This is a genomic window from Mesotoga sp. H07.pep.5.3, from assembly GCF_002752615.1.
GTDB lineage: Bacteria > Thermotogota > Thermotogae > Petrotogales > Kosmotogaceae > Mesotoga > Mesotoga prima.
Genome location: NZ_AYTV01000012.1, coordinates 748,307 through 768,161 on the forward strand (window position 1 = coordinate 748,307; position 19,855 = coordinate 768,161).

General features: G+C 44.8%; 15 protein-coding genes, 1 tRNA gene and 1 pseudogene. 14 read left to right on the plus strand and 3 right to left on the minus strand.

The window, feature by feature from the left end:
- Positions 1 to 547 precede the first annotated feature (547 nt).
- Complete coding sequence (locus V513_RS07355) at positions 548 to 1,924, minus strand: protein O-GlcNAcase (RefSeq protein WP_099772187.1); 1,377 nt, start codon at positions 1,922 to 1,924, stop codon at positions 548 to 550.
- 185 nt (positions 1,925 to 2,109) lie between these two features.
- Between V513_RS07355 and V513_RS07360 the strand changes: the two genes are divergently transcribed.
- From V513_RS07360 to V513_RS14330, 13 genes and pseudogenes are all read left to right on the plus strand, one after another.
- Positions 2,110 to 2,946: a DegV family protein gene (locus V513_RS07360; protein WP_099772188.1), complete on the plus strand. Its 837-nt coding sequence runs from the start codon at positions 2,110 to 2,112 to the stop codon at positions 2,944 to 2,946.
- 66 nt (positions 2,947 to 3,012) lie between these two features.
- Positions 3,013 to 3,240: a hypothetical protein gene (locus tag V513_RS07365; RefSeq protein WP_257211987.1), complete on the plus strand. Its 228-nt coding sequence runs from the start codon at positions 3,013 to 3,015 to the stop codon at positions 3,238 to 3,240.
- Between the two features lie 268 nt (positions 3,241 to 3,508).
- Positions 3,509 to 4,612: an aldo/keto reductase gene (locus V513_RS07370; protein WP_099772190.1), complete on the plus strand. Its 1,104-nt coding sequence runs from the start codon at positions 3,509 to 3,511 to the stop codon at positions 4,610 to 4,612.
- A 15-nt stretch (positions 4,613 to 4,627) separates the two neighbouring features.
- Positions 4,628 to 4,885 carry a DUF6512 family protein gene (locus V513_RS14175; protein ID WP_257211988.1) on the plus strand — a complete coding sequence of 86 codons (258 nt, stop codon included), beginning with the start codon at positions 4,628 to 4,630 and terminating at the stop codon, positions 4,883 to 4,885.
- 26 nt (positions 4,886 to 4,911) lie between these two features.
- Positions 4,912 to 5,070 (plus strand): hypothetical protein, encoded by a 159-nt coding sequence (locus V513_RS14180; RefSeq protein ID WP_257211989.1) that lies wholly within the window; start codon positions 4,912 to 4,914, stop codon positions 5,068 to 5,070.
- A gap of 181 nt (positions 5,071 to 5,251) precedes the next feature.
- Positions 5,252 to 7,258: a urocanate hydratase gene (locus V513_RS07380; protein ID WP_373561611.1), complete on the plus strand. Its 2,007-nt coding sequence runs from the start codon at positions 5,252 to 5,254 to the stop codon at positions 7,256 to 7,258.
- Positions 7,259 to 7,262: 4 nt separating this feature from the next.
- Positions 7,263 to 7,823, plus strand: a complete 561-nt coding sequence (locus tag V513_RS07385) for a pyruvate kinase alpha/beta domain-containing protein (protein ID WP_099772192.1) — start codon at positions 7,263 to 7,265, stop codon at positions 7,821 to 7,823.
- A 51-nt stretch (positions 7,824 to 7,874) separates the two neighbouring features.
- Positions 7,875 to 7,950 (plus strand) — tRNA-Ala (locus V513_RS07390).
- A gap of 352 nt (positions 7,951 to 8,302) precedes the next feature.
- Positions 8,303 to 10,411 (plus strand): glycosyltransferase family 4 protein, encoded by a 2,109-nt coding sequence (locus tag V513_RS07395; protein ID WP_257211990.1) that lies wholly within the window; start codon positions 8,303 to 8,305, stop codon positions 10,409 to 10,411.
- 417 nt (positions 10,412 to 10,828) lie between these two features.
- Positions 10,829 to 12,343, plus strand: a complete 1,515-nt coding sequence (locus V513_RS07400) for a B12-binding domain-containing radical SAM protein (protein WP_099772193.1) — start codon at positions 10,829 to 10,831, stop codon at positions 12,341 to 12,343.
- A gap of 166 nt (positions 12,344 to 12,509) precedes the next feature.
- Entirely contained in the window at positions 12,510 to 13,769 is a 1,260-nt protein-coding gene (locus tag V513_RS07405) for a 2-hydroxyacyl-CoA dehydratase subunit D (protein WP_099772194.1), read from the plus strand.
- Entirely contained in the window at positions 13,766 to 15,484 is a 1,719-nt protein-coding gene (locus V513_RS07410) for an acyl-CoA dehydratase activase (RefSeq protein WP_099772195.1), read from the plus strand. Before V513_RS07405 ends, V513_RS07410 begins: the two co-directional genes overlap by 4 nt.
- Positions 15,485 to 15,632: 148 nt before the next feature.
- Positions 15,633 to 15,755 (plus strand): annotated as a pseudogene (locus V513_RS14330) (hypothetical protein); the annotation flags it as partial.
- Positions 15,756 to 16,249: 494 nt separating this feature from the next.
- On the opposite strand, the gene V513_RS07415 reads toward V513_RS14330, so the two are convergent.
- Positions 16,250 to 16,609: a cupin domain-containing protein gene (locus V513_RS07415; RefSeq protein ID WP_099772196.1), complete on the minus strand. Its 360-nt coding sequence runs from the start codon at positions 16,607 to 16,609 to the stop codon at positions 16,250 to 16,252.
- Positions 16,610 to 16,742: 133 nt separating this feature from the next.
- Positions 16,743 to 17,777, minus strand: a complete 1,035-nt coding sequence (locus tag V513_RS07420) for a potassium channel family protein (protein ID WP_257211991.1) — start codon at positions 17,775 to 17,777, stop codon at positions 16,743 to 16,745.
- 83 nt (positions 17,778 to 17,860) lie between these two features.
- On the opposite strand from V513_RS07420, the gene V513_RS07425 reads away from it, so the two are divergent.
- Positions 17,861 to 19,819 (plus strand): ATP-dependent helicase, encoded by a 1,959-nt coding sequence (locus V513_RS07425; protein WP_099772197.1) that lies wholly within the window; start codon positions 17,861 to 17,863, stop codon positions 19,817 to 19,819.
- Positions 19,820 to 19,855: the final 36 nt, after the last annotated feature.

Consider the following 19,855-nt stretch of genomic DNA (forward strand, 5'->3'; position numbering starts at 1 on the left):
CTCCCTCCGAATACGATGGAAATATTATACAACATGTTACAAAACAATTCCAACTAGTACAAATAATCTGGTCGGTAATTACTTCTATACAATTCGCATACTAAACTATTCGGCATCGCTTCACTGAACGATGGAAGAGAGGAGTAGCATTCCGAACGAGCTTCATTGCGTAATCGTAAGTAATGCTCTTAGGAACTCCACCAAAACAGCAGCCTTTGTAACAAAAAAAGATTGATGCTATATGGCGCTGAAGGTTCAAGCTTTCTTTGACATTAACAAGAGCTTCGGGAGCTCCCTAGCCGATATTGCTTCTTCAGACGCCGAGAACTTTCTTACAAACGGGGCAGAAATATACCACATTTTTGCTGAACTAAAAGCCTGGTCCCTTTGTTTTGTAGTAAAGCTCTGTGAGCTCTCCCTCGCAATATGGGCACTTCGGCGTCAGGTCGTCTCTTCTTAGCAGATTCATTTCTTTCAGCTCCTTTCAATTCGATCTAACTATCGCATGGCAACTGCAATTCCCAAAACAGTTACCTGGTCTGTAACACTAATCGATTATGAGTTTGAGATAGCCCTTTGTTCTGACGAGAATCTCTTGAACGATTTCTCTGAAGAGAATACCACTCGTAAGCGTTTCGGTCTTTACCAGTTTGCAAAGGGATATTTCGATTTCTCTGCATAGTTTAGTAGTTTCCGAAAGTTCCTCATAGCTCACGGAGCTTGAAAACATTAGATCTCTCATCGCCAAAATCCCAGTTGTTTTCGTCAGAGCGTCTCCCCAAAGAGAGAACTCAAATATCCAGGGTTCGATCTCACGGATCAGATCAGCGGGTAGCCTTTCGTTTAGCGCTTTTTCCGATTCTGAGATCTTTGTTGCTTCGCCCAAAAGGATTTCATAGACCTCAGGCCATCTGTTTTTCGATAAGAGTTTGCTCAAGTTACTTGTGAGTCCTGTAAGTCTCTCGGAGTGGGTAGTGTGTATGGTACTTCGAAGATTGTATTCACAGAAATGGATCATCTCTTCTTCACAACCCGGTGCAATCTCGGAGATTGCTCTCCTCCAGGATGAGTCAGAATCATAGTGATAAGGGTCTAGAAGGAATTCTGATGCCGAGAAAATTGCGATTTTCGAAGCTAAAGGTTGAATCATGGGGTTTAAAACTATACCCTCCGCGTGATTGACAATGTTCGGGTCTCTGCCTTCATAAGGACCTACATGAAGCTCTGGTACCATAGAAGCATCGTTGACAGGATAATTATCCCACAACAGGATCTTCCTTTGGAAGGCATTCTCGGCCAACTCTGCGTTATCTGGACTGAGAACATTAGAGCAAACGTCGGGCCCGGTCCAGAGGATTGAGATACTCCTGTCAAGTTCTCTTCCAAGTGTCTTCATATACTCGGTTGCTTCGCGACCGCAGTACTGAGTGGGACAGATCATAAACCGGGAAAGAGTCTTGAGCTTCTCGTTAATGCTTTTGAAAACTGAATTTGTGAAATATGCCTGTGCCGATGAGAGGGAAGAGAAAGTGTTCCGATCTTTTTCATAAATTAAGGTTTCCGGAATATCATCATAAAAAAGTCCAAAGGAACGGACACCCGCATCTGCCAACCTCATTAGCTTTTCTACCATGGTATTTACATCTGAATTGCTGGAATACGTTATATTCAACCCGGGACTCACCGCAAATACTATCGATATTCCACGGGATTCCGCTTCTTGAACCAGTATAGAGAACTCTTTGAAGAAGTTTTCGTCATATTGCTCACGCCAGCGCTTTCTGTGTAGCTCATCGTCCTTTGGAGCATAGATATACGTGTTGAAACCGTGATCTCCAAGATACTGAATAACTTCTCTTCTCATATCCATTGTCCACGGTTTGCCATAAAAGCCTTCAACTACTCCCCTGATCTCAAAAGCCATAATTGTTTTAGCTCCTCTCGTTCAAACTGCTTTGGCAACCCTTTCTACATTATCATTATTCCCTACCATTGGGGATAGCATCATCAATGTAACGCAAGAATATCCTTTGCGACATCTCGATTTCCACTGGATTTTGTATCTAATGGCAATAATTGTAGAATAGTTTAATGAAGGGGGTGGGTAGAATGAAAATAGGTTTGGTAACTGACAATACATGTAATCTGACTGCCGAAGAGATAAAGGAATACGATGTACGAATCGTTTCTCTGTACATAAACCGAAACGGTAACTATACTAAAGCTACAGAGCTTAATCTCGATGAATACTACGAAGAACTCGCCGCGGCTGCGGAATTGCCCAGGACGTCTCAGCCTTCACCTCAAGATTTCATTCCTGTCTTCAAGGAAGCCTTGGAGACATACGATGCGCTGATTGTGCCGGTGCTGTCTGGAAAGCTGAGCGGAACCAATGTTTCTGCCAACATTGCCGCCAAAGCCTTTGAGAAGCCCATCCATGTCATAGACTCACAGCTTATCGCCGATGGGACGGGAATGCTGGTGAAGAACCTTGGCGACATGATAAACTCTGGTGCCAACCTTGATGAACTAGTGGAATACGGAACGAATTTTCACGAAAAGACTAGAACGTTTTGTTCGACAGATGACTTGAGCTACCTTCAGAAGGGCGGAAGAATTGGAAAGGCGAAGGCACTAATGGGAAATCTTCTCAAGATGAAACCCGTGATTATTGTTGACGAAGGTGAGCTCAAACCCGTGGAAAATGTTAGAGGAAACAAGAAGCTTCTGGATGTTCTTGTGAGCCATGTGCTCAGTGAAATTCCACCTGAGAGATTGCGTAGAGCTAGGGTTCTGACTATATGGAGGAAGGAAGACGGCAAAACTTTAGAAAGGATGCTTCGCGAGAAAGCTCCCGGAGCTGAAGTAGAACTGAGAGTTATCGAAGCAATTATCGGGACTCATCTCGGTCCTCAAGGCATAGGAGTAATCAGTGAAATGAAGTGATAACGGCAGCTGAAGTTCACGATGACAAAATAAGGATACTGCAGAGGGATTTCTAAAGAGATCGGAGTGACTGGAGGAAAAAGAGTTTTGGATGCGCTGGAAAGAATAGAGACAAGGTATGGAAAAGTCTTTGACTTTCTACAAAGCATGTACAGGCTTACAAATGAAGAGAGGCTTACAAAACGGTTCTCTGAGCTTTCCCCGGGTTACGCTCCTGTAGGGAAAATCGTTGAATGGGTAAAGAGTAGCCGTGCAAATCGAAGAATAGGGATAATACTTTCAATAGATTTCTGAGTGTCAAATGGAACTAGCACTCTATTGGGATTGTCGAGAAAACAAAAAGCCCGGAAGATGTCCGGGCAGGGTGGTAGTAGAAGAAGCTTTTCACGATTTATATGACTTAAGGCTACTGAACTTTGTTCATCTATTGAATTCAAATGCGGAAAGCGCTTTGCAGGAATTTCGGCAGTTATTGATTTTACAATGCGTTTCTTTCGAAGTTAAAAGAGAAAGTTTACATCCCGCATACTACCTAGCAAGATTCTCACCGGGGGGTGAAGATATGGAATATCGCAGACTTGGGAAGACTGATCTTGAGGTATCTCTTCTGGGCTTGGGAGGGTTTCATCTTCTCGAGATAGAGCTTGAGACTGTGAAGGAGATCGTCGAAAGATACCTCGAAGCGGGCGGGAATTATTTTGAGACCGCAAGGTCTTACGGTGATGGAGTATCCGAGAGAAAACTCTCTCTAGTTCTACCTAAAGAAGGAATAATAGTTGCTTCAAAGACTGGAGGAAGAGACAGAAAGTCTTCCGAAAGAGATCTTTTGGCCACCTTGAAAGCTCTTGGGAGAGAGCACATAGACATACTCTTTCTCCACGCCGTTACAAAGAATAGCGACTGGGAAGAGATATCCTCCTCAGATGGTGCACTGAGGACTATAGAATGGGCCAAGAGGGAAGGACTTATTAGTTACGTGGGAATAACCAGTCATGGTTATGGTGGAACACTCTTGAGAGCGCTCAAGGAATATCCTTTCGATCTCTTCATGACACAGATGAACTACTATGACAGATTCAATTTCCCTGAGATAGAAACAAAGGTGATACCCTTTGCAGTCTCTAACAACATAGGGATAGTTGCGATGAAACCACTTGCCGACGGCTATTTATGGAAGAGCACTGAAAACGCTTTCAGGTATACTTTGACAGTTCCCGTCTCGTGTATCGTAAGTGGGATAAATTCTATTGAGCAGCTTGAAGAAGATCTTCGCCTCATTGAGAAGGAACCATTTTCTTCTGAAGAACTTGACGAATTGCTTCTAACCGCTCCTGAACTCGGTAACTATGTTTGCAGGCAGTGCATGAAGTGTCTCCCATGTCCACAAGGGATAAATATTCCCGGATTCTTTCTCGCAGAAGGTCGCTATGACAGGCAGATGCTCGACGGAAAAGTAAGGGATGCTGCAGATTATGCCTTGAGGGACAGACTGGCTCACTGGTTTGGAAGTGAAGAGCAGGGTCTTTCAGAGTACAGTACCATGTCTCCCGGCGTAGATAGTTGCTATGATTGCGGTGTATGTAATGAACGGTGCCCGTACGAAATCGACATTCCCAGAAAATTGAGAATCGTCAAATCGAAGTTCACGGAAGGATATATTTGGTAGTGTGTGGAGATGTCGGTGAGAAAGACCAGTTTTCTTAGTTGTGAAGTAGTAGGCTTCTCTTTCGTATTTATTGTCGGTACCTTGCTTCACATGGCCTATGACTGGAGCGGGGACAATACTATAGCAGGTATTTTTACACCAGTAAATGGAACTGTCTGGAAGCACTTGAAAATGGTTTTTACGCCGGGACTGATACACCTTTTTCTAGAACCGCTGTTTTGCAGAGAGGTGCCAACCGCTTCTTTTCTCTTTGGAAAGGCAGTTGGAATCTAGGTATGTGCGTAACAATTCATGGAGGTTTGTATTCCTATTTTCTTGTCATTCACCACGGTCTCATTCTTGATGTACTTCTCATGGTAATGGCAGTTGCGCTGGGGCAGCTAGTGGCGCTCAAGATCTCATCCAGGATTGCTGCAGAGAAGACTGCAGGCATTACTTGTAATGTTGGTCTTGCTTGATGTCACCTTCGTAGTGTTCACCTTTCTGCCGCCCCATTGGGAGCCCTTTAGAGAATCAATAGCGGGAGCTTTCGGGATCTAGCATAGTCGAAAGCAGCTGGTCTTTTGATTACAGGAATAATGACTCATCAGAATAAAAGGAGGTAATGTCTTGCTTTCTTCAGAAGAGATTTTCAAATCTATGGAAATCAAGCTGGAAGATACTTTGCCACCGGATCCAGAATTCAAGCCGGGAATCCGGAGAGCACCGAAGAGAGAACTAAATCTCTCTAAAAAGGAGATAGAGCTTGCTCTAGTGAATGCACTGCGTTACATACCTGTAAGGCTTCATGATAAACTTGCCCCAGAATTCCTAGATGAACTTCTAACGATGGGCAGGATCTACGGATATAGATATAGGCCTCGGGGTGAAATAAAGGGCAGGCCTATCGAAATGTATAAGGGGAAGTGCATTGAAGGTAAAGCATTTCAGGTAATGATAGATAACAATCTTGACTTCGATGTTGCTCTTTACCCTTATGAACTCGTCACTTACGGTGAGACGGGACAGGTCTGTCAGAACTGGATGCAGTACAGGCTTATCAAAAGGTACCTTGAGGAACTGACTGATGATCAAACTCTGGTTGTAATGTCTGGACACCCGCTCGGATTATTCAGTTCAAACAAATCTAGTCCAAGAGTAATCATAACGAACGCCCTTATGGTAGGAATGTTTGATAATCAGGAACAGTGGATAAGGGCACAGGCGCTTGGAGTTGCTAATTATGGCCAGATGACCGCGGGTGGCTGGATGTACATAGGGCCTCAAGGAATTGTCCATGGAACCTTCAACACGATTCTCAATGCAGGAAGACTGAAACTCGGCATTGGTGACGAAGGCGATCTTGCTGGCCATCTCTTTGTCTCATCGGGACTGGGAGGAATGAGCGGAGCTCAGGGAAAGGCTGTAAAGATAGCGGGCGGTGTCGGCATAATTGCCGAAGTTGACCGATCAAGAATCCAGACGCGACTCGAACAGGGATGGGTTGACGAGGTGATCGAAGATCCTTCTGAAGCATTCGCTCTCGCGGCCAAGAAGATGGAAAAAAGAGAAAGCCAAGCTATTGCCTTTCACGGGAACATAGTGGATCTTCTGGAATATGCCGTCGACAATGATGTTCACATTGAGTTGTTGTCGGATCAGACGTCCTGTCATGCTCCCTATGATGGAGGTTACTGTCCTCAGGGTTTGACTTTCGATGAGAGAACCGAGCTACTGAGAAGTGACAGGAAAAGATTTATAGAACTGGTAGATAAATCACTCGTCAGGCATTTCAGTCTGATTAGAATGCTTGTTGACAAGGGAACCTATTTCTTCGACTACGGTAATTCCTTCATGAAAGCGGTTTTCGATGCCGGTGCAAAAGAAATTGCGAAGAATGGAACGGATACTTCGGAAGGATTCATTTTTCCCTCTTATGTAGAAGATATAATGGGGCCGATGCTTTTCGACTTCGGGTACGGACCGTTCAGATGGGTATGCCTGAGCGGCAAAAAGGAGGACTTGTTGAAAACCGATGCCGCAGCAATGAGTTGTATTGATCCAGATCGACGAGGCCTGGACAGGGACAATTACATCTGGATTAGGGACGCCGATAAGAACCGACTTGTAGTTGGCACGCAGGCGAGAATACTTTATCAGGATGCTGTCGGAAGACGCGATATCGCTCTGAAATTCAACGAGATGGTGAGATGTGGAGAGATAGGGCCGGTAATGATTGGGAGAGATCATCACGACACCGGCGGTACCGATTCGCCTTTCAGGGAGACATCGAATATAAAAGATGGAAGCAATATTATGGCAGACATGGCAACCCAGTGCTTCGCTGGCAATGCTGCAAGAGGCATGAGCATGGTCTCGCTCCACAACGGTGGAGGCGTTGGAATAGGCAAGGCAATAAACGGTGGCTTTGGTCTTGTACTGGATGGAAGCGAGAGAGTGGATGGGATTATCAGAACATCAATATCTTGGGACGTCATGAGTGGTGTGGCCAGAAGAGCCTGGGCGAGAAACGAAAACGCCCTGTCCGTTGCATCTGAATTCAACAGGCAAAAGAGGGGGAGCGAGCAGATAACGCTTCCTTATCTGGTGGATGAAGGAATCATCAGCAAAGCGATTAAAGAAGCTGAAACCGAAAAGGAGAAATGAAGCAATGACGATGTACTTTTCAAAGAGTGACGAAGAGACAACTAAAACACTCCTTGAGAGAATATTTGAAAGGGCCGAGGAGAAGAAGATCGATAAAGTGATCTTGCCTTCTACGAGTGGTGTAGTTGCAAGAATGGCTTTTGATCTTGTCCCTGATTCAGTCCGGTTGATAATCGTCACTCATAGTGTTGGCTTTCGAGAACCAGATGAAGATGAATTCGACCCTCAAGTTAGGAAGCTCTATTCTGGAAGTCGACATTCACTACTTACAGTGACCCATCTCTTCAGAGGAATAGAAGTAGCTTTTGCCAAAGCGAATGGCGGCGTGTATCCTTTACAGATTTTTGCGACAGCCCTGCGCCTCTTTGGCCAGGGAACGAAAGTAGCCGTTGAGATAGCCATAATGGCAGCCGATGCAGGAATTGTAAGAACTGATCAGTGGGTGATTTCGGCAGGCGGAACAAACCACGGGATAGATACTGCTTTTGTCCTAAAGCCATGTCATTCAACTGATTTGAGTATCTTCAAATTCGGGGAGCTAATAGGCATTCCGTCTAGTCTCTAATCTGCATATGATTGAATTCCTTGTTGATTCAGGCTATAATCAATTTTATGTGGGGCCGTAGCACAGCTGGGAGCGCGCCGCCTTCGCAAGGCGGAGGCCGGGGGTTCGAATCCCCTCGGCTCCACCAGGGGGAGTTATCTCCCCTTTTTTGTTTCTGTCTGGACAGTTACTCTTGTTCTTGCTTAAAAATCCTCATCGCCTTCAAAAGATGAACTATCGTATGAAAAGACTCCATTTTTCGGAAAAGAGTGATTGATCAAATATTCTTTGTCTCCCTTCGATCTTCTAAAGATCCTTTACCAGTTGTTGCACAGCATGAAAGTAATTTGAAAAGATTGCTGCTGGCCGATTTCTATACTAAGCGTGCTCTATAATCACAATGCACTGCGGACTAGACTGTTTTTAGAGACTGGATTAGAGTGTATCTTCACTTCGGTGGAAGAGACTCTAACTGATATCATCGTTGTTGAGGTGAAAAGGTGCAAGATAAAGAATCGAGACTGTTCGAAAATGTCCGGAACATCGCAGATAGGGTGGAGAAATCAGTACTTGCCTTCGAAGACGCCTGTGAGAAAGTTCGTGACGGTGTTGTCATTAACGATGATTTCTCGGCTTCTCAACACTTGATCTCTCAGCTTAACGAACCCAAGAAGCTTGAGAAATTATCTCTTCGTCAAAGCAATCTAGTAAGAATTCTTTCTGCAATCAGGATGGGTGAGGTTCTTAGCTATGAGGCATTAGAAGCAAAGCTTAGGGAGTGGGAGAATGACATTCTTTTGTCCACATCGTTGTTCAGAGGAGTACAACGTAGTGGAAGAAAACTTGCATTTAAAGATTTGCTGACTGTTATTGGAAAGTCCGAAGAGATCGATTCACTTCTCTCAAGAGTAATCCGCTATGATTCTTCCGATCTAGTTGCTGCAAAAAAGCATGCTTCAGTCCTTCTCGAGTCAGCGGTACTTGACGGAAGAGATGGCTTCGATCCGGAAGCCCTGCTAGATCTATGGAAAGAGAATGAAAAGGTCCGCCCTCTTCTGCTCTTGCTATCAGGTGAGAGAACACCATTAATAAGGGAAATGATAGGTAAGTCTTTCGGAGATGATCTTTCACTTCACCTCGGTATTATCTTGAAAGCGGTGAGGTATGGAATCAATCTTCCCGATAATCACCCGGTCTTAACTGCTGATCCTTGTTTAAGAAAGATTTACTCTTTGCTTATAGATCTGAGAGATCAGATTCGTGTGAACTCAGTTCTTGTTCAGTTCAGTTTCTATGGTGATCCTCTGAAGACAGGAAAGGGTTCCAGTGGTGGAATGGGAACGTTTCTCAGAACACTCGGAAATGAACTGACTCAGAACTTACCGGGTGTTGTTACAATCGTTCCACTCGAAATGAGGGAAATATCGAGAATGGACCGATTGTGGAGAACGGAAAGAGAACATCACTACTTCATGTACGTTCCTTTTCTAGACTTCGAAAAGATGATTACGAACAACTTTCTTAAAGATAGAACTACTGTAATTTCGAACGTTACAGACGTACTTTCAATTGCGGGAATTAGCCCGGGACAATTTCATTTGAGGTTTTCGGATTTCGCTTCTCAAGCGATGCTCGATCTATCGAAAAAGACTGGGGTCCGGTCCTTTTTTACGGTAACACCCGATCCCCAGCGGCGCTTCGTAGATCAGAAAGGGTCTCTTATCAAACTGGATGCTGTTGATGCATTAAGAGAGACTTCAAAAGTCGAAGTATCGTGGAAGATGCTTAGGGACTGCGACAGGCTTTTCGGAATAGGAAGTGAGGAGAGCAGGAATCAGCTACTTGCATACTATCCGCCACTTCTCGACGAAAGTATCTCAAAGAAACTCACGATGATGCCGGAAGGTATATCATTACGGAATGAGTGCCCGATTTTTGTGAATGGGCCTCTCTATTCGATGCTATTCGAGAAAGATAAGGAATTCTACCTCGAAAGATCTTTCAGAAGCAATCCTCTGCTTCTTACGGTTGGAAGACTTGATCCTGCAAAGGGCCAGGTGAAACTACTAAAGGCCTGGGGAAACTCTGGTCTCTGGAATTCGTTTAATTTAGTTATAGTCGGGGGAGATCTGGATCATCCAAATAGAATCGAAGCAAACGAACTTGAGGAGATCAGGAAATACGTGAGACAAAACAAAGAACTCCACGGGAGATTCTGCCACTTACCTGCGATGAACAACGATGAGATTAGATGTCTTGAAAATAGTATTTCGCGAGTAAAAGCCACTCCGTGGCCTCCGACGTATGTTGCTCCTTCCTTCAAAGAGGAGTTTGGAATAGCCATACTTGAAGCCATGGCTGCAGGCTTTGTGGCTATCGCGCCAAAGCGCGGGGGAGTGAAGAGTTATATACGTGACGGATACAATGGTTTTCTCATTGATACAACCGACGAGGCTTCGTTCGAAAAGGAGCTAAGGAGACTGCTGATAGATGCAAGACCCTCCGCAAGAAGAATGAAGATGATTGCCGAGAACGGGAGCAAAACTATTTATAGGAGGTACTCCATTTCCGTAGTGGCAAAGCAGTTTTCATCTTATTATTCTTCTTGAAGGGGTTTTCCAACTGGTTTGTGTAAGAAGGTAATTGATGTATAAGAGTAACTTCATTTTCAAGTAAACAGACACTGTCTTCAGTGGTAGGTAACTTTATCAGAAGATCTTGAGTCTAGTTGAGAAGACCTTGTGTTGACAAGACAGGATGGACCGATGGACTTTTAAGATTGGCGCTGTGTGATAGAATTATTTATGAAGGACTGCGGGATAAACCAGGTTTCGGTCACCAACAGATTACTACTCTTTCCAACATTAGCAAATCTTTGTCTTATAAAGACTTCTAGTGAACGAAGCCGGTTAACTCAGCAGAAAAAAATCAGCGACTCGTTGGGCGATAATTTTTCCTGCAGGAATCGATTTACAAAGAAATAATTTTCAGAGTGTTGAGCATCGTTAGAGAAAGGAAGTGGAGATATGAGAGTTTTGATGGTTTATCCAGAGTATCCAGAGACGTTCTGGAGTTTCAAACATGCCTTGAAATTCGTCTCCAAAAAGGCTGCATATCCACCGCTGGGGCTCATGACCGTTGCCGCTATGTTGCCTAAAGAATGGGAGAAGAAACTTATCGATATGAACACAGATACTCTACGCGATGAAGATATAGAGAAATCAGATTACGTAATGATTAGCTCAATGGATATTCAGTTCGACTCGGCAAAGAAGGTTATTCAGAAGTGTAAAGATTTAGGCGTCAAGACTATAGCGGGCGGGCCGCTTTTTACAACAAGACCCGAGGAGTTCAGTGAGGTCGATCACCTTGTTCTCGGCGAAGCAGAGAAGACTTTGGAGCCATTTCTCCTTGATTTGGAGAAAGGGCAGGCCAAGCACATCTACAAATCCGATGATTTTCCGGATATTGAAAGTAGTCCCATTCCAGACTGGAGTCTTTTGGACATGAGAAAGTACTCTTCAATGAACATCCAGTACTCTAGAGGCTGCCCTTACAACTGTGAGTTCTGTGACATCGTTCTGCTCAACGGGCACATTCCCAGGACAAAGAGCGCTGAAAAGCTTGTCGCTGAAATGGAAGCTTTATATAAAGCCGGCTGGCGTGGAGGAGTATTCATAGTTGACGATAACTTCATCGGCAATAAGGTAAAACTGAAGAGAGAGATTCTTCCAGCCATTGCAGAATGGATGAAAAAAAGGAACTATCCGTTCGTGCTGAATACAGAAACCTCAATCGATCTTTCAGATGACGACGAACTCATGAGACTCATGGTAGATGCAAGTTTTGGAACCGTATTCGTTGGGATAGAGACTACCGAAGAGGAAAGTCTAGTTGAGTGCGGTAAGTTCCAAAATCGAAACAGGGACTTGCTTTCATCTGTGAGAAAGATGCAGGAGTTCGGACTTCAGGTTCAGGGAGGATTCATTGTGGGTTTCGATCATGACAAACCCTCGGTATTTAGCAACATGATCGATTTCATTCAGAAGAGCGGTATAGTGACGGCGATGGTCGGTGTTCTTACTGCACCAACGGGAACGAGACTTTTCCAGAGACTGAAAAAAGAGAACAGGATCGTATCGGAGTTCTCCGGCAACAACACCAGCACTATGACTAACATAGTTCCCAAGATGGGAATGAAGAATCTGGTAGACGGATACTACAGAATTCTCAAGAGCATCTACGCGCCGAAGCCTTACACCCAGAGAGTAATTACCTTTCTTAAGAACTACAAACCTAATTCAGTTAAACACGTTAGGCCTTTCACCGATAGTATCAAGGCTTTTTTGAAGTCCCTATGGGTACTTGGAATTAAGGATAAAGGCAGAATGAACTACTGGTCGTTGCTCTTGTGGACGATTTTCTTCAAGCCGTCGCTTTTCCCTTTGTCAGTCGAATTTGCAATATACGGCTATCACTTCAGAAAGTCCCTTTCATTTGGGTTGCAAGCGGAAAACGAAGCTCAACCGCCGAGCAGTTAGAAGGGATTCTTGTCAGGCTGGTACTGGCAGCGGAAAGAGTAATTATGATGAACGATAAACTCTCTGTTCTCAAGAGGTTATAATTGAATCTCTTCTAACATTCCTGACTAAATAAGGATAATGGTGGTGTCAGCGATTTTCGATGGCGGGAGTGAGGGCATAGTTAATGTCAAGAAAGAGTGTTAGATTCGGGAGCTTTCTCAGAAATCACATAGATGACAAAGATAGGTTCAAGAAATGGCTTCAGCTCGGCATGGCATTTGAGAACTTCAGAAGAAAGCATTTTCCAGACAGAGATCGACCGCGATTTGTCAATACGGTCAATCATTTGGCTCTGGAGGAAGTCTATTTTGCAGTCAAGGGCGAGAATACCGCGTGGGTAAATCTGATGAACCCTTCAGAACTACTTCTTTCGGCGGGGCTAAACCCCGTTTCGGCCGAAGGCATTTCGGGCGCACTTTCGTCTATGCATCTTGAGGACACGGCAATCTCAGTTTCTTCACAGGCTGGAATAAGCGATTCTCTTTGTACTTTTCATAGGGCTTCTCTCGGTGTTTCTTTGAGAAAGCTACTTCCTCCGCCGAAACTGGTGATGACCACAAGCATTCTATGCGACGGAAACCTCCCGACCTTCAAAAGAATAGCTGGAGAGTATGACGTGCCTTTTATTTTGATCGATGTGCCCAGAGGTCGGAAGCAGGAAGCGGTAGGGTACGTCGTGTCTCAACTGAAAGATGTAATTGTCACAATTCAAGAGATCACCGGGAAGCCTTTCAAGATGGATGAGTTGTCGTTGAGATTATCTTATGAAAGAGAACTGATAAATAACCTCGAAAAGGCTAGGCTCAGAGCGCACGGCTCGTATCTTCCTCAGCATCTCTACGAACATATGAACTCGCTGTATGTCCTTCATACTCTTGCCGGTGATCCTCGAATTGCATTGGGCTCCAGAAACATCGCGGAGAGCCTTAAAGTAATCCCCGAAAACTCAAAGAGGATACTATGGCTACACATACCACCTTATTACGACAATGAGTTATTCGAGTTATTTTCACCTAATAGTGAAAATCTAGTTGTAGGTAACGAACTTATGTGGGACTGGATATATCCAGTAGATCCCGACCGACCGCTAGAAAGCCTTGCAAAAAAGCTTGTTTTCAATCCGCTTTGCGGTAGCGTCGTTGATCGGGGCGAGTTCTGTTTGGGCCTCGCCAGAGATTTCAATGTCGATGGGGTTATTCACTTCTCTCATTGGGGTTGCAGGCAGTCTTCCGGAGGCGTGCCTTTCCTCAAGAGGTTGTTTGAAAGTGAGAAGATTCCATTTCTAGAGTTAACGGGAGACTGTGTCGATCATTCATCACAAGGTGCGGGGCAGCTTCGAACAAGAGTGGAAGCCTTCCTCGAAATACTGGAGAACAGAAGATGATCTACTACACATGTAGCTATTTACCTTTGGAAGTACTTATGGGTAGTGATATTGCTTTCCAGAGGCTGATGACATCTTCTCCGACCTTAAGTCATGAACTGGGATGCAACCTTTGCGGATATGCAAAGACAGTCTATCAGAAGGGCATGGAGCTTGACTCGAATGATTGTCTCTTGATAGTCGATTCCTGCGATGCAATGCGTAGAGTTGGAGACCTTCTCGATGAACTCTCCTTGGCAAACGTATTCATCCTCAGATTACCCTGGAAAAGGGATAGAGAAGCAGTAAGATTCTTGGCAGCCGAGATTCAAAGGTTAGTTTACTTCCTCGAGAGCTCAGGTATTTCCACCGATCTTCGAGAAGGCATTCGTAGATTCAACGAACTTGTCGATTTTGTGCAAGCGAATGAAAAGAGATCGGCAGCAGAAGACCTTACGGACCTATATTTTCAGGCACTTAATGGCATGCAGGCAACTTACACTTCGAAATACGGAGCAACTGCTGGCAAGAGCCGGCTTGCAATAACCGGCGGGATAACTGACATTGGAGCTTTAGATGCAGCAGTTGAAAAGGCGGGAGGCATGATCGTTGCTAACGACACCTGTTTGGGAGGTAGACCATTTTCAGAGAAAACTCAAGAGAAACCCGATCCGCTTCATGCAGTTGCAGAGAGACTTCTTAAGTGGAGATCGCCGTGCGCTCGATTCTCGGAAGGAGAATTTCGTTCAAATGGGGAAGTTGATGCGACGGTCTTTGTGGCTCCGAAGTTCTGTGATTTCTATGATTTTGTGCGTCCTAATGATGGCAAAAGTGTCTACAGAATAGAACTTGATTATCCTATCAATTCCCAAGGGCAGTTGTCAACGAGAATAGGAGCATTAATGGAGAAGAATAGCGTAAGATCAGTGTCACCTTCCAAGGAGGGAATGAAGATGCTTTTTGCCGGGGTTGATTCCGGTTCTACCACGACTAACGGAGTTCTGATAGACAAAGAAGGAAGAATCATTTTCTCGAAGACATTGAAGACCGGTGTAAGAGCTTCAAATACGGCCGAAGCTCTAATTGCGGAGATGACTGAAGTGGCTTCGAAGGAAGGAAAACGCATAGGAAAATGTGTTTCCACTGGTTACGGAAGGTTGCTGGTTTCATCTGCAAGTGACAGGATTACGGAAATCTCATGCCACGCCAGGGGAGTCTTCGCACTCTTTCCAGAGGCAAGGGGGATAATCGACATCGGTGGTCAGGACAGCAAGGTAATTCGACTATCCCCGGATGGTAATGTCGATGACTTCGCCATGAATGACAAATGCGCAGCTGGAACGGGAAGGTTTCTGGAAGTAACGGCGTCTGCACTTGAACTTGAAATAGATGAGATGGCCCTTATGGCTAGGAAACGGAATAAAGACGTCTCTATAAGTTCTGTCTGCACAGTTTTCGCAGAGTCCGAAGTCGTTTCCTTGATCGGAATGGGAGAGAGGATAGAGAACATCTCGTCTGGTCTGTTTAGGGCCATTGCCAAGAGAGTTGGAGCAATGTATTCGAGACTTGGATCTCCCGTTCCCCTTGTTTTCACCGGGGGCGTCGCGAGAAACTCTGGAGTTGTTGACGCTTTGAAGGAACTTTTCGGAACAGAGATCATAGTTCCTGAAGCTCCGGAGATAGTGGGGGCCTTTGGAGCTGCGCTGATCGCAAGAGACTCGGTGGTTGAAGATTAGCTTTGATGAGCTTGTGAGCTTCACTCAATACTGCTTCTTCACAAAACTTGGGAAGTGTGTTAATGGATTTTGATGATTGACTGAAGAAAGTTCCAGAGATCAGAGAAGGTTTATTGAGGATATTTCTCATGTCTAACCCCACGAGGACAAATGGCTAGTCGACCATGAAAGTGAAGCGAAGGTGATTCGTTTGTTCGAAGAGAAGGTCGATGCAGTTAAGGCGGCCTCAGAGATGGCCAGGAACAGCCCGATAAAAGACTGTGATTCATGATTTAAATGGAAAACAAACGTGGAAAAACAAAACCGTGTGAATTGATAAGTCTCTTCAAGAATGCTTTGGGGCTACGAGAGCGTTTATTCCTGTGGCACTTCATAATAGATTGTCCAGACACTGAAAGATTTCGTAACATCTGTTGTTTTGGAAGAAAGAAGTAAACTGCGCTATGAGGCCACGCTATCTTGTCAAAGCAAAGTTCAATCTATTTGAAAAACGAGTATGGAAGTCCAGGAGTCAACAGAACCAAGCAGCCTCAAGATCCCAGGCGTTAATCTTAGAACACCAAAACATTACCTGAACAACTAAACAAGATCATATCTTGCCTGGTTGGAATTACAAATGCGTCTCAGAGAGGAAAAAAGACCCGTGGGCGAAAGCGATGAGTAAAAACGAGATAAGAGTAGTCGTTTTATACTCCGTGAGATTTCTTAAACAAAGCGGTTTTCACTTCTGCCCTAATAGGTTTCAATGGAACATTTGCAACTGAGTCACCTTTTATCTATTTTGAATACCCACTGTGCAAAGACTCCTGATTCAACGATCACAGTATGTGCTACGCCGGCTGGAATGAGAAGAGATTCGCCAATTTGAAGCGTATGTTCTTCATCCACTATCATTTCGTCGCTTCTGTACTCTCCTTCAGAAATCTCATCCACCTTGCCTGTGAGTTCACCGGTCTTGACCTTTGCCTTTCCCGAGATTACAACATAAAGATCGTGCTGATTCCTGTGTGCTTCTGGTCTTCCTGAAAACGGAGCTTTGATTTCTACTGCCTTTGCCGAGAAGCCAGCCACTTTTTGCGCGAAATCAAGACTGTTTGCCGAGTATTTGATCGCCTTTTCTGCCATCTTAGTCCTCCTTTTAATATCAAACATAGTTATGGTCGTTGAACACTATTGGTTATTAATTTCCAAACTGTCCTGCTACAGACGTCGAAAGATAGTTTCCCTCTCAGATAAGTGGGATGAACGAGTTGCTCTCTTAAAGCTGGACGTTCAAATTGCCGCCGAGCAAGCTCTGAAGTTTTTCAACCTGCTCATGCTCACCAAGTACCATGAGACTGTCTCCTGGCTTCACAATAGTTGACGCGCTTGGGTTGAATTTGTTCACACCGTCGCAGACCGTTGCGATCACAATCAACCCAATCCTTTGAGGAATTTTCAAAGCTTCAAGCGTCATGCCCTCTGCTCTGAAATTGCCTGGCACTTTCACTTCTTCGAAGCGAAGCTGAAGCGAACCCGACTGAGATATACTGTCAAGAAAGCCGATTACAGTTGGATTAAGCATCATCGTAACCATTCGATGCGCACCGATTTCTTGAATGGGAATCACTTTGTCGGCCCCGGCATAGTTCAGCTTGTTGATGTTCTCGCGATGGGCAACTTTTGAGATTATCTTCATGCTCTTGTTCATTCCCCTGGCGGTGAGAACAACAAAAATGTTGTCCACGTCGTCCGGTAAACATGACATCAAACCTTGAGCCTTCTCCACTCCCGCGCTTTTTAGCGTTTCTTCTTCAGTGGCGTCTCCAGAAACATAGATCAGCTTTCCTCCCTCTCTTGCAGTCAAATCTTTGAGCCTCTCTTCGCTCTTCTCAACAATCACCACATCGTTATTTCTCTTTGACATCTCTTGAGCGATAGTCGACCCCAGATCACCACCGCCGATTACTATAAAATGATTCTCAAGCTTCTCTATGGTTTTCAAAATTCTTCTCCTCCTGATCATTTTGTTTACCCTTCCTTCAACGAGAAAGGCAGTTATGTTGGATACAGCGTAAACAACTATGGTGATGCTGGCAAGAATCACTAAGCTTGTAAAGATTTTTCCTGCCTGAGAAAGTTCGGTAATCGTCCCATAACCGACAGTAGAGATCGTTATCATTATCATAAATATTGAATCGATCGGACTGTACCCTTCGATTATCGAGTACCCGATAATTCCAATCAGAAACACTGCTGCCAGTAGAATGAGAGAGACTACGATCTGTTTAGCACCGCCGGTTTCGTTCGTCATGATTTCCTCCAGGTGGAAAGAGTCAAAGTGAAGCCACTTCGCCCTTATGGTAAAATCTTATCAGAAGGGGGCCGCTGTCGTCGATGAAGAAATATACTCTCAGAAGTTCAGAAATTCCCGGATTTTTAACTGAAGGACTTGACGAAGAGCAGTTGAAGGCTGTCATTGAATCAAGCGGCCGTTCTTTAATAGTTGCGGGACCGGGTTCTGGAAAGACAAGAGTGATAACTTACAAAATCGCTCATCTTGTCTCAAATTCAATAAATCCGCAAAACATTCTTCTGGTGACTTTTACCAGGGCGGCTTCCAGAGAAATGATCGATCGCGCAAGACGTGTAAGTGGATCGAATCTTAAGGGAATGCTTTCGGGTACTTTTCACCATGTCTGCAATTATTTCTTGAGAAAGTATGCTAAGGCCGCTGGCTTGGCGGAAAACTTCACGATTCTTGACAGAGAAGATGCCAAAGACCTCATAAAACACTGTAGAACAGAATTACTGGAAGAGAGAAAGGGTATCAACAGTTCGACTCTTCCCTCAGCGGGCGTGCTGCAGAGCATCTACTCGTATTCGGTTAACGTTCTTTCATCTCTCAGAGAGTCTACAGCGAGAAAGAACAGGAAGTTTCTCGGTTCTTATGATGAGATTGAAGAGATCTGGAAACGGTACGTTCAGGAGAAGACTGTACAGAACTGTGTCGACTACGACGATCTTCTCCTCAAAGCGCTCAAGCTCTTCAACGACAATCCATCGATCTTGAACAGAGAGGCCGAGAGGTTCAGATGGGTTCTCGTCGATGAGTTTCAAGATACGAACGTTCTTCAGTTCAGACTCGTTGAAATGCTTTCCTCGGTCCATGGGAACCTCATTGTCGTAGGTGATGACGCTCAGTCCATCTACTCTTTCCGTGGAGCAAGGTTTGAGAATGTCTATGATTTTCTTTCGGCTAAAGATGCCAGGATCTACAAGATACAGACGAACTACCGTTCAACTCCTCAAATAGTCGAACTGATAAATTCGATAGTTCCTCAGGATTCAATTGAAAAACAGCTGAGAGCCGTTCGTATGAACGGGCCGATCCCGGTTGTTGCCGAGACCTGGGACAATCTTGAGGAGGCATCTTTCGTTGCCCAGAGAATTCAAGAACATATAGATGACGGGGTAGATCCCGAAAACATCGCCGTCCTGTATCGTTCGCACTATCACTCCCTTGAGCTACAGATGGAGATGGACAAGCGAAAAATGAATTTCACTCTCTACTCGGGTCCCAGATTTACAGAGACGGCCCACGTGAAGGATATTCTCGCGTTGCTCAAAGTAATAGAGAATCCTCTTGATCAAGTTTCCTGGGGTAGGATTTTGAGGCTATTTCCCGGCGTGGGAAATGCGACCTCCCTCAGGATAATTCAGGGTATCTCAGCAGCTGCCAACGACGGTCACAGAGCTGAGGAGGTAGTAAACTCCCATGTGAGCAAACGGATAAAACTCGATAAACTCGTGAGTATTTTGGGTGCAACGAATGAAGAGGAGCCTCCAACGGAAATCGTTAGAAGGTTTTATGCCGATTTTTACGGTGATTATCTCGACGAGAAGTTTCCGGATGCTAGAGAGAGAAGAATGGATGTTGAAAGACTTATAGAGATCGCGGGCCGCTACATTTCCATATCCGATCTGCTTGAGGATCTGGCTGTCAGCGAAAAGATAGACATTGAGCGCGAGTCGGCTGAAAAACAGCCGTCGGTTGTACTTTCCACTGTGCATCAGGCGAAGGGTCTTGAATGGGAGGTCGTGTTTATTCTAGCGGCCAATCCCGGCGATTTCCCAAATTCAATGGCAATATTAGAAGGTTCTCTCAGCGAAGAAGAACGAATATTCTATGTTGCCGTTACTAGGGCGAAAGATTATCTTTACATACTCAGGCAGAAGGGCGGGAGATCGAGACCTATGATAGGGAACAGATACGTCTTTAGAAGCGGGCATGATTTCGTAGAGAAGCTCCCTAAAAACTGCTTCGAAAGATGGGATGTCAGCTGGGATTCCTAATGGAGACAATTGTTCCAATATAGTAGCAAAGTAGGA

Bases quoted from the DNA above. Each gene is read 5' to 3' on its own strand.
- V513_RS07385 (WP_099772192.1), top strand. From the start codon at position 7,263: ATGACGATGTACTTTTCAAAGAGTGACGAAGAGACAACTAAAACACTC.
- V513_RS07355 (WP_099772187.1), bottom strand. From the start codon at position 1,924: ATGGCTTTTGAGATCAGGGGAGTAGTTGAAGGCTTTTATGGCAAACCG.
- V513_RS07415 (WP_099772196.1), bottom strand. From the start codon at position 16,609: ATGGCAGAAAAGGCGATCAAATACTCGGCAAACAGTCTTGATTTCGCG.
- V513_RS07425 (WP_099772197.1), top strand. From the start codon at position 17,861: ATGAAGAAATATACTCTCAGAAGTTCAGAAATTCCCGGATTTTTAACT.
- V513_RS07420 (WP_257211991.1), bottom strand. From the start codon at position 17,777: ATGACGAACGAAACCGGCGGTGCTAAACAGATCGTAGTCTCTCTCATT.
- V513_RS07370 (WP_099772190.1), top strand. From the start codon at position 3,509: ATGGAATATCGCAGACTTGGGAAGACTGATCTTGAGGTATCTCTTCTG.
- V513_RS07380 (WP_373561611.1), top strand. From the start codon at position 5,252: ATGGAAATCAAGCTGGAAGATACTTTGCCACCGGATCCAGAATTCAAG.
- V513_RS07405 (WP_099772194.1), top strand. From the start codon at position 12,510: ATGTCAAGAAAGAGTGTTAGATTCGGGAGCTTTCTCAGAAATCACATA.
- V513_RS07410 (WP_099772195.1), top strand. From the start codon at position 13,766: ATGATCTACTACACATGTAGCTATTTACCTTTGGAAGTACTTATGGGT.
- V513_RS07360 (WP_099772188.1), top strand. From the start codon at position 2,110: ATGAAAATAGGTTTGGTAACTGACAATACATGTAATCTGACTGCCGAA.
- V513_RS07400 (WP_099772193.1), top strand. From the start codon at position 10,829: ATGAGAGTTTTGATGGTTTATCCAGAGTATCCAGAGACGTTCTGGAGT.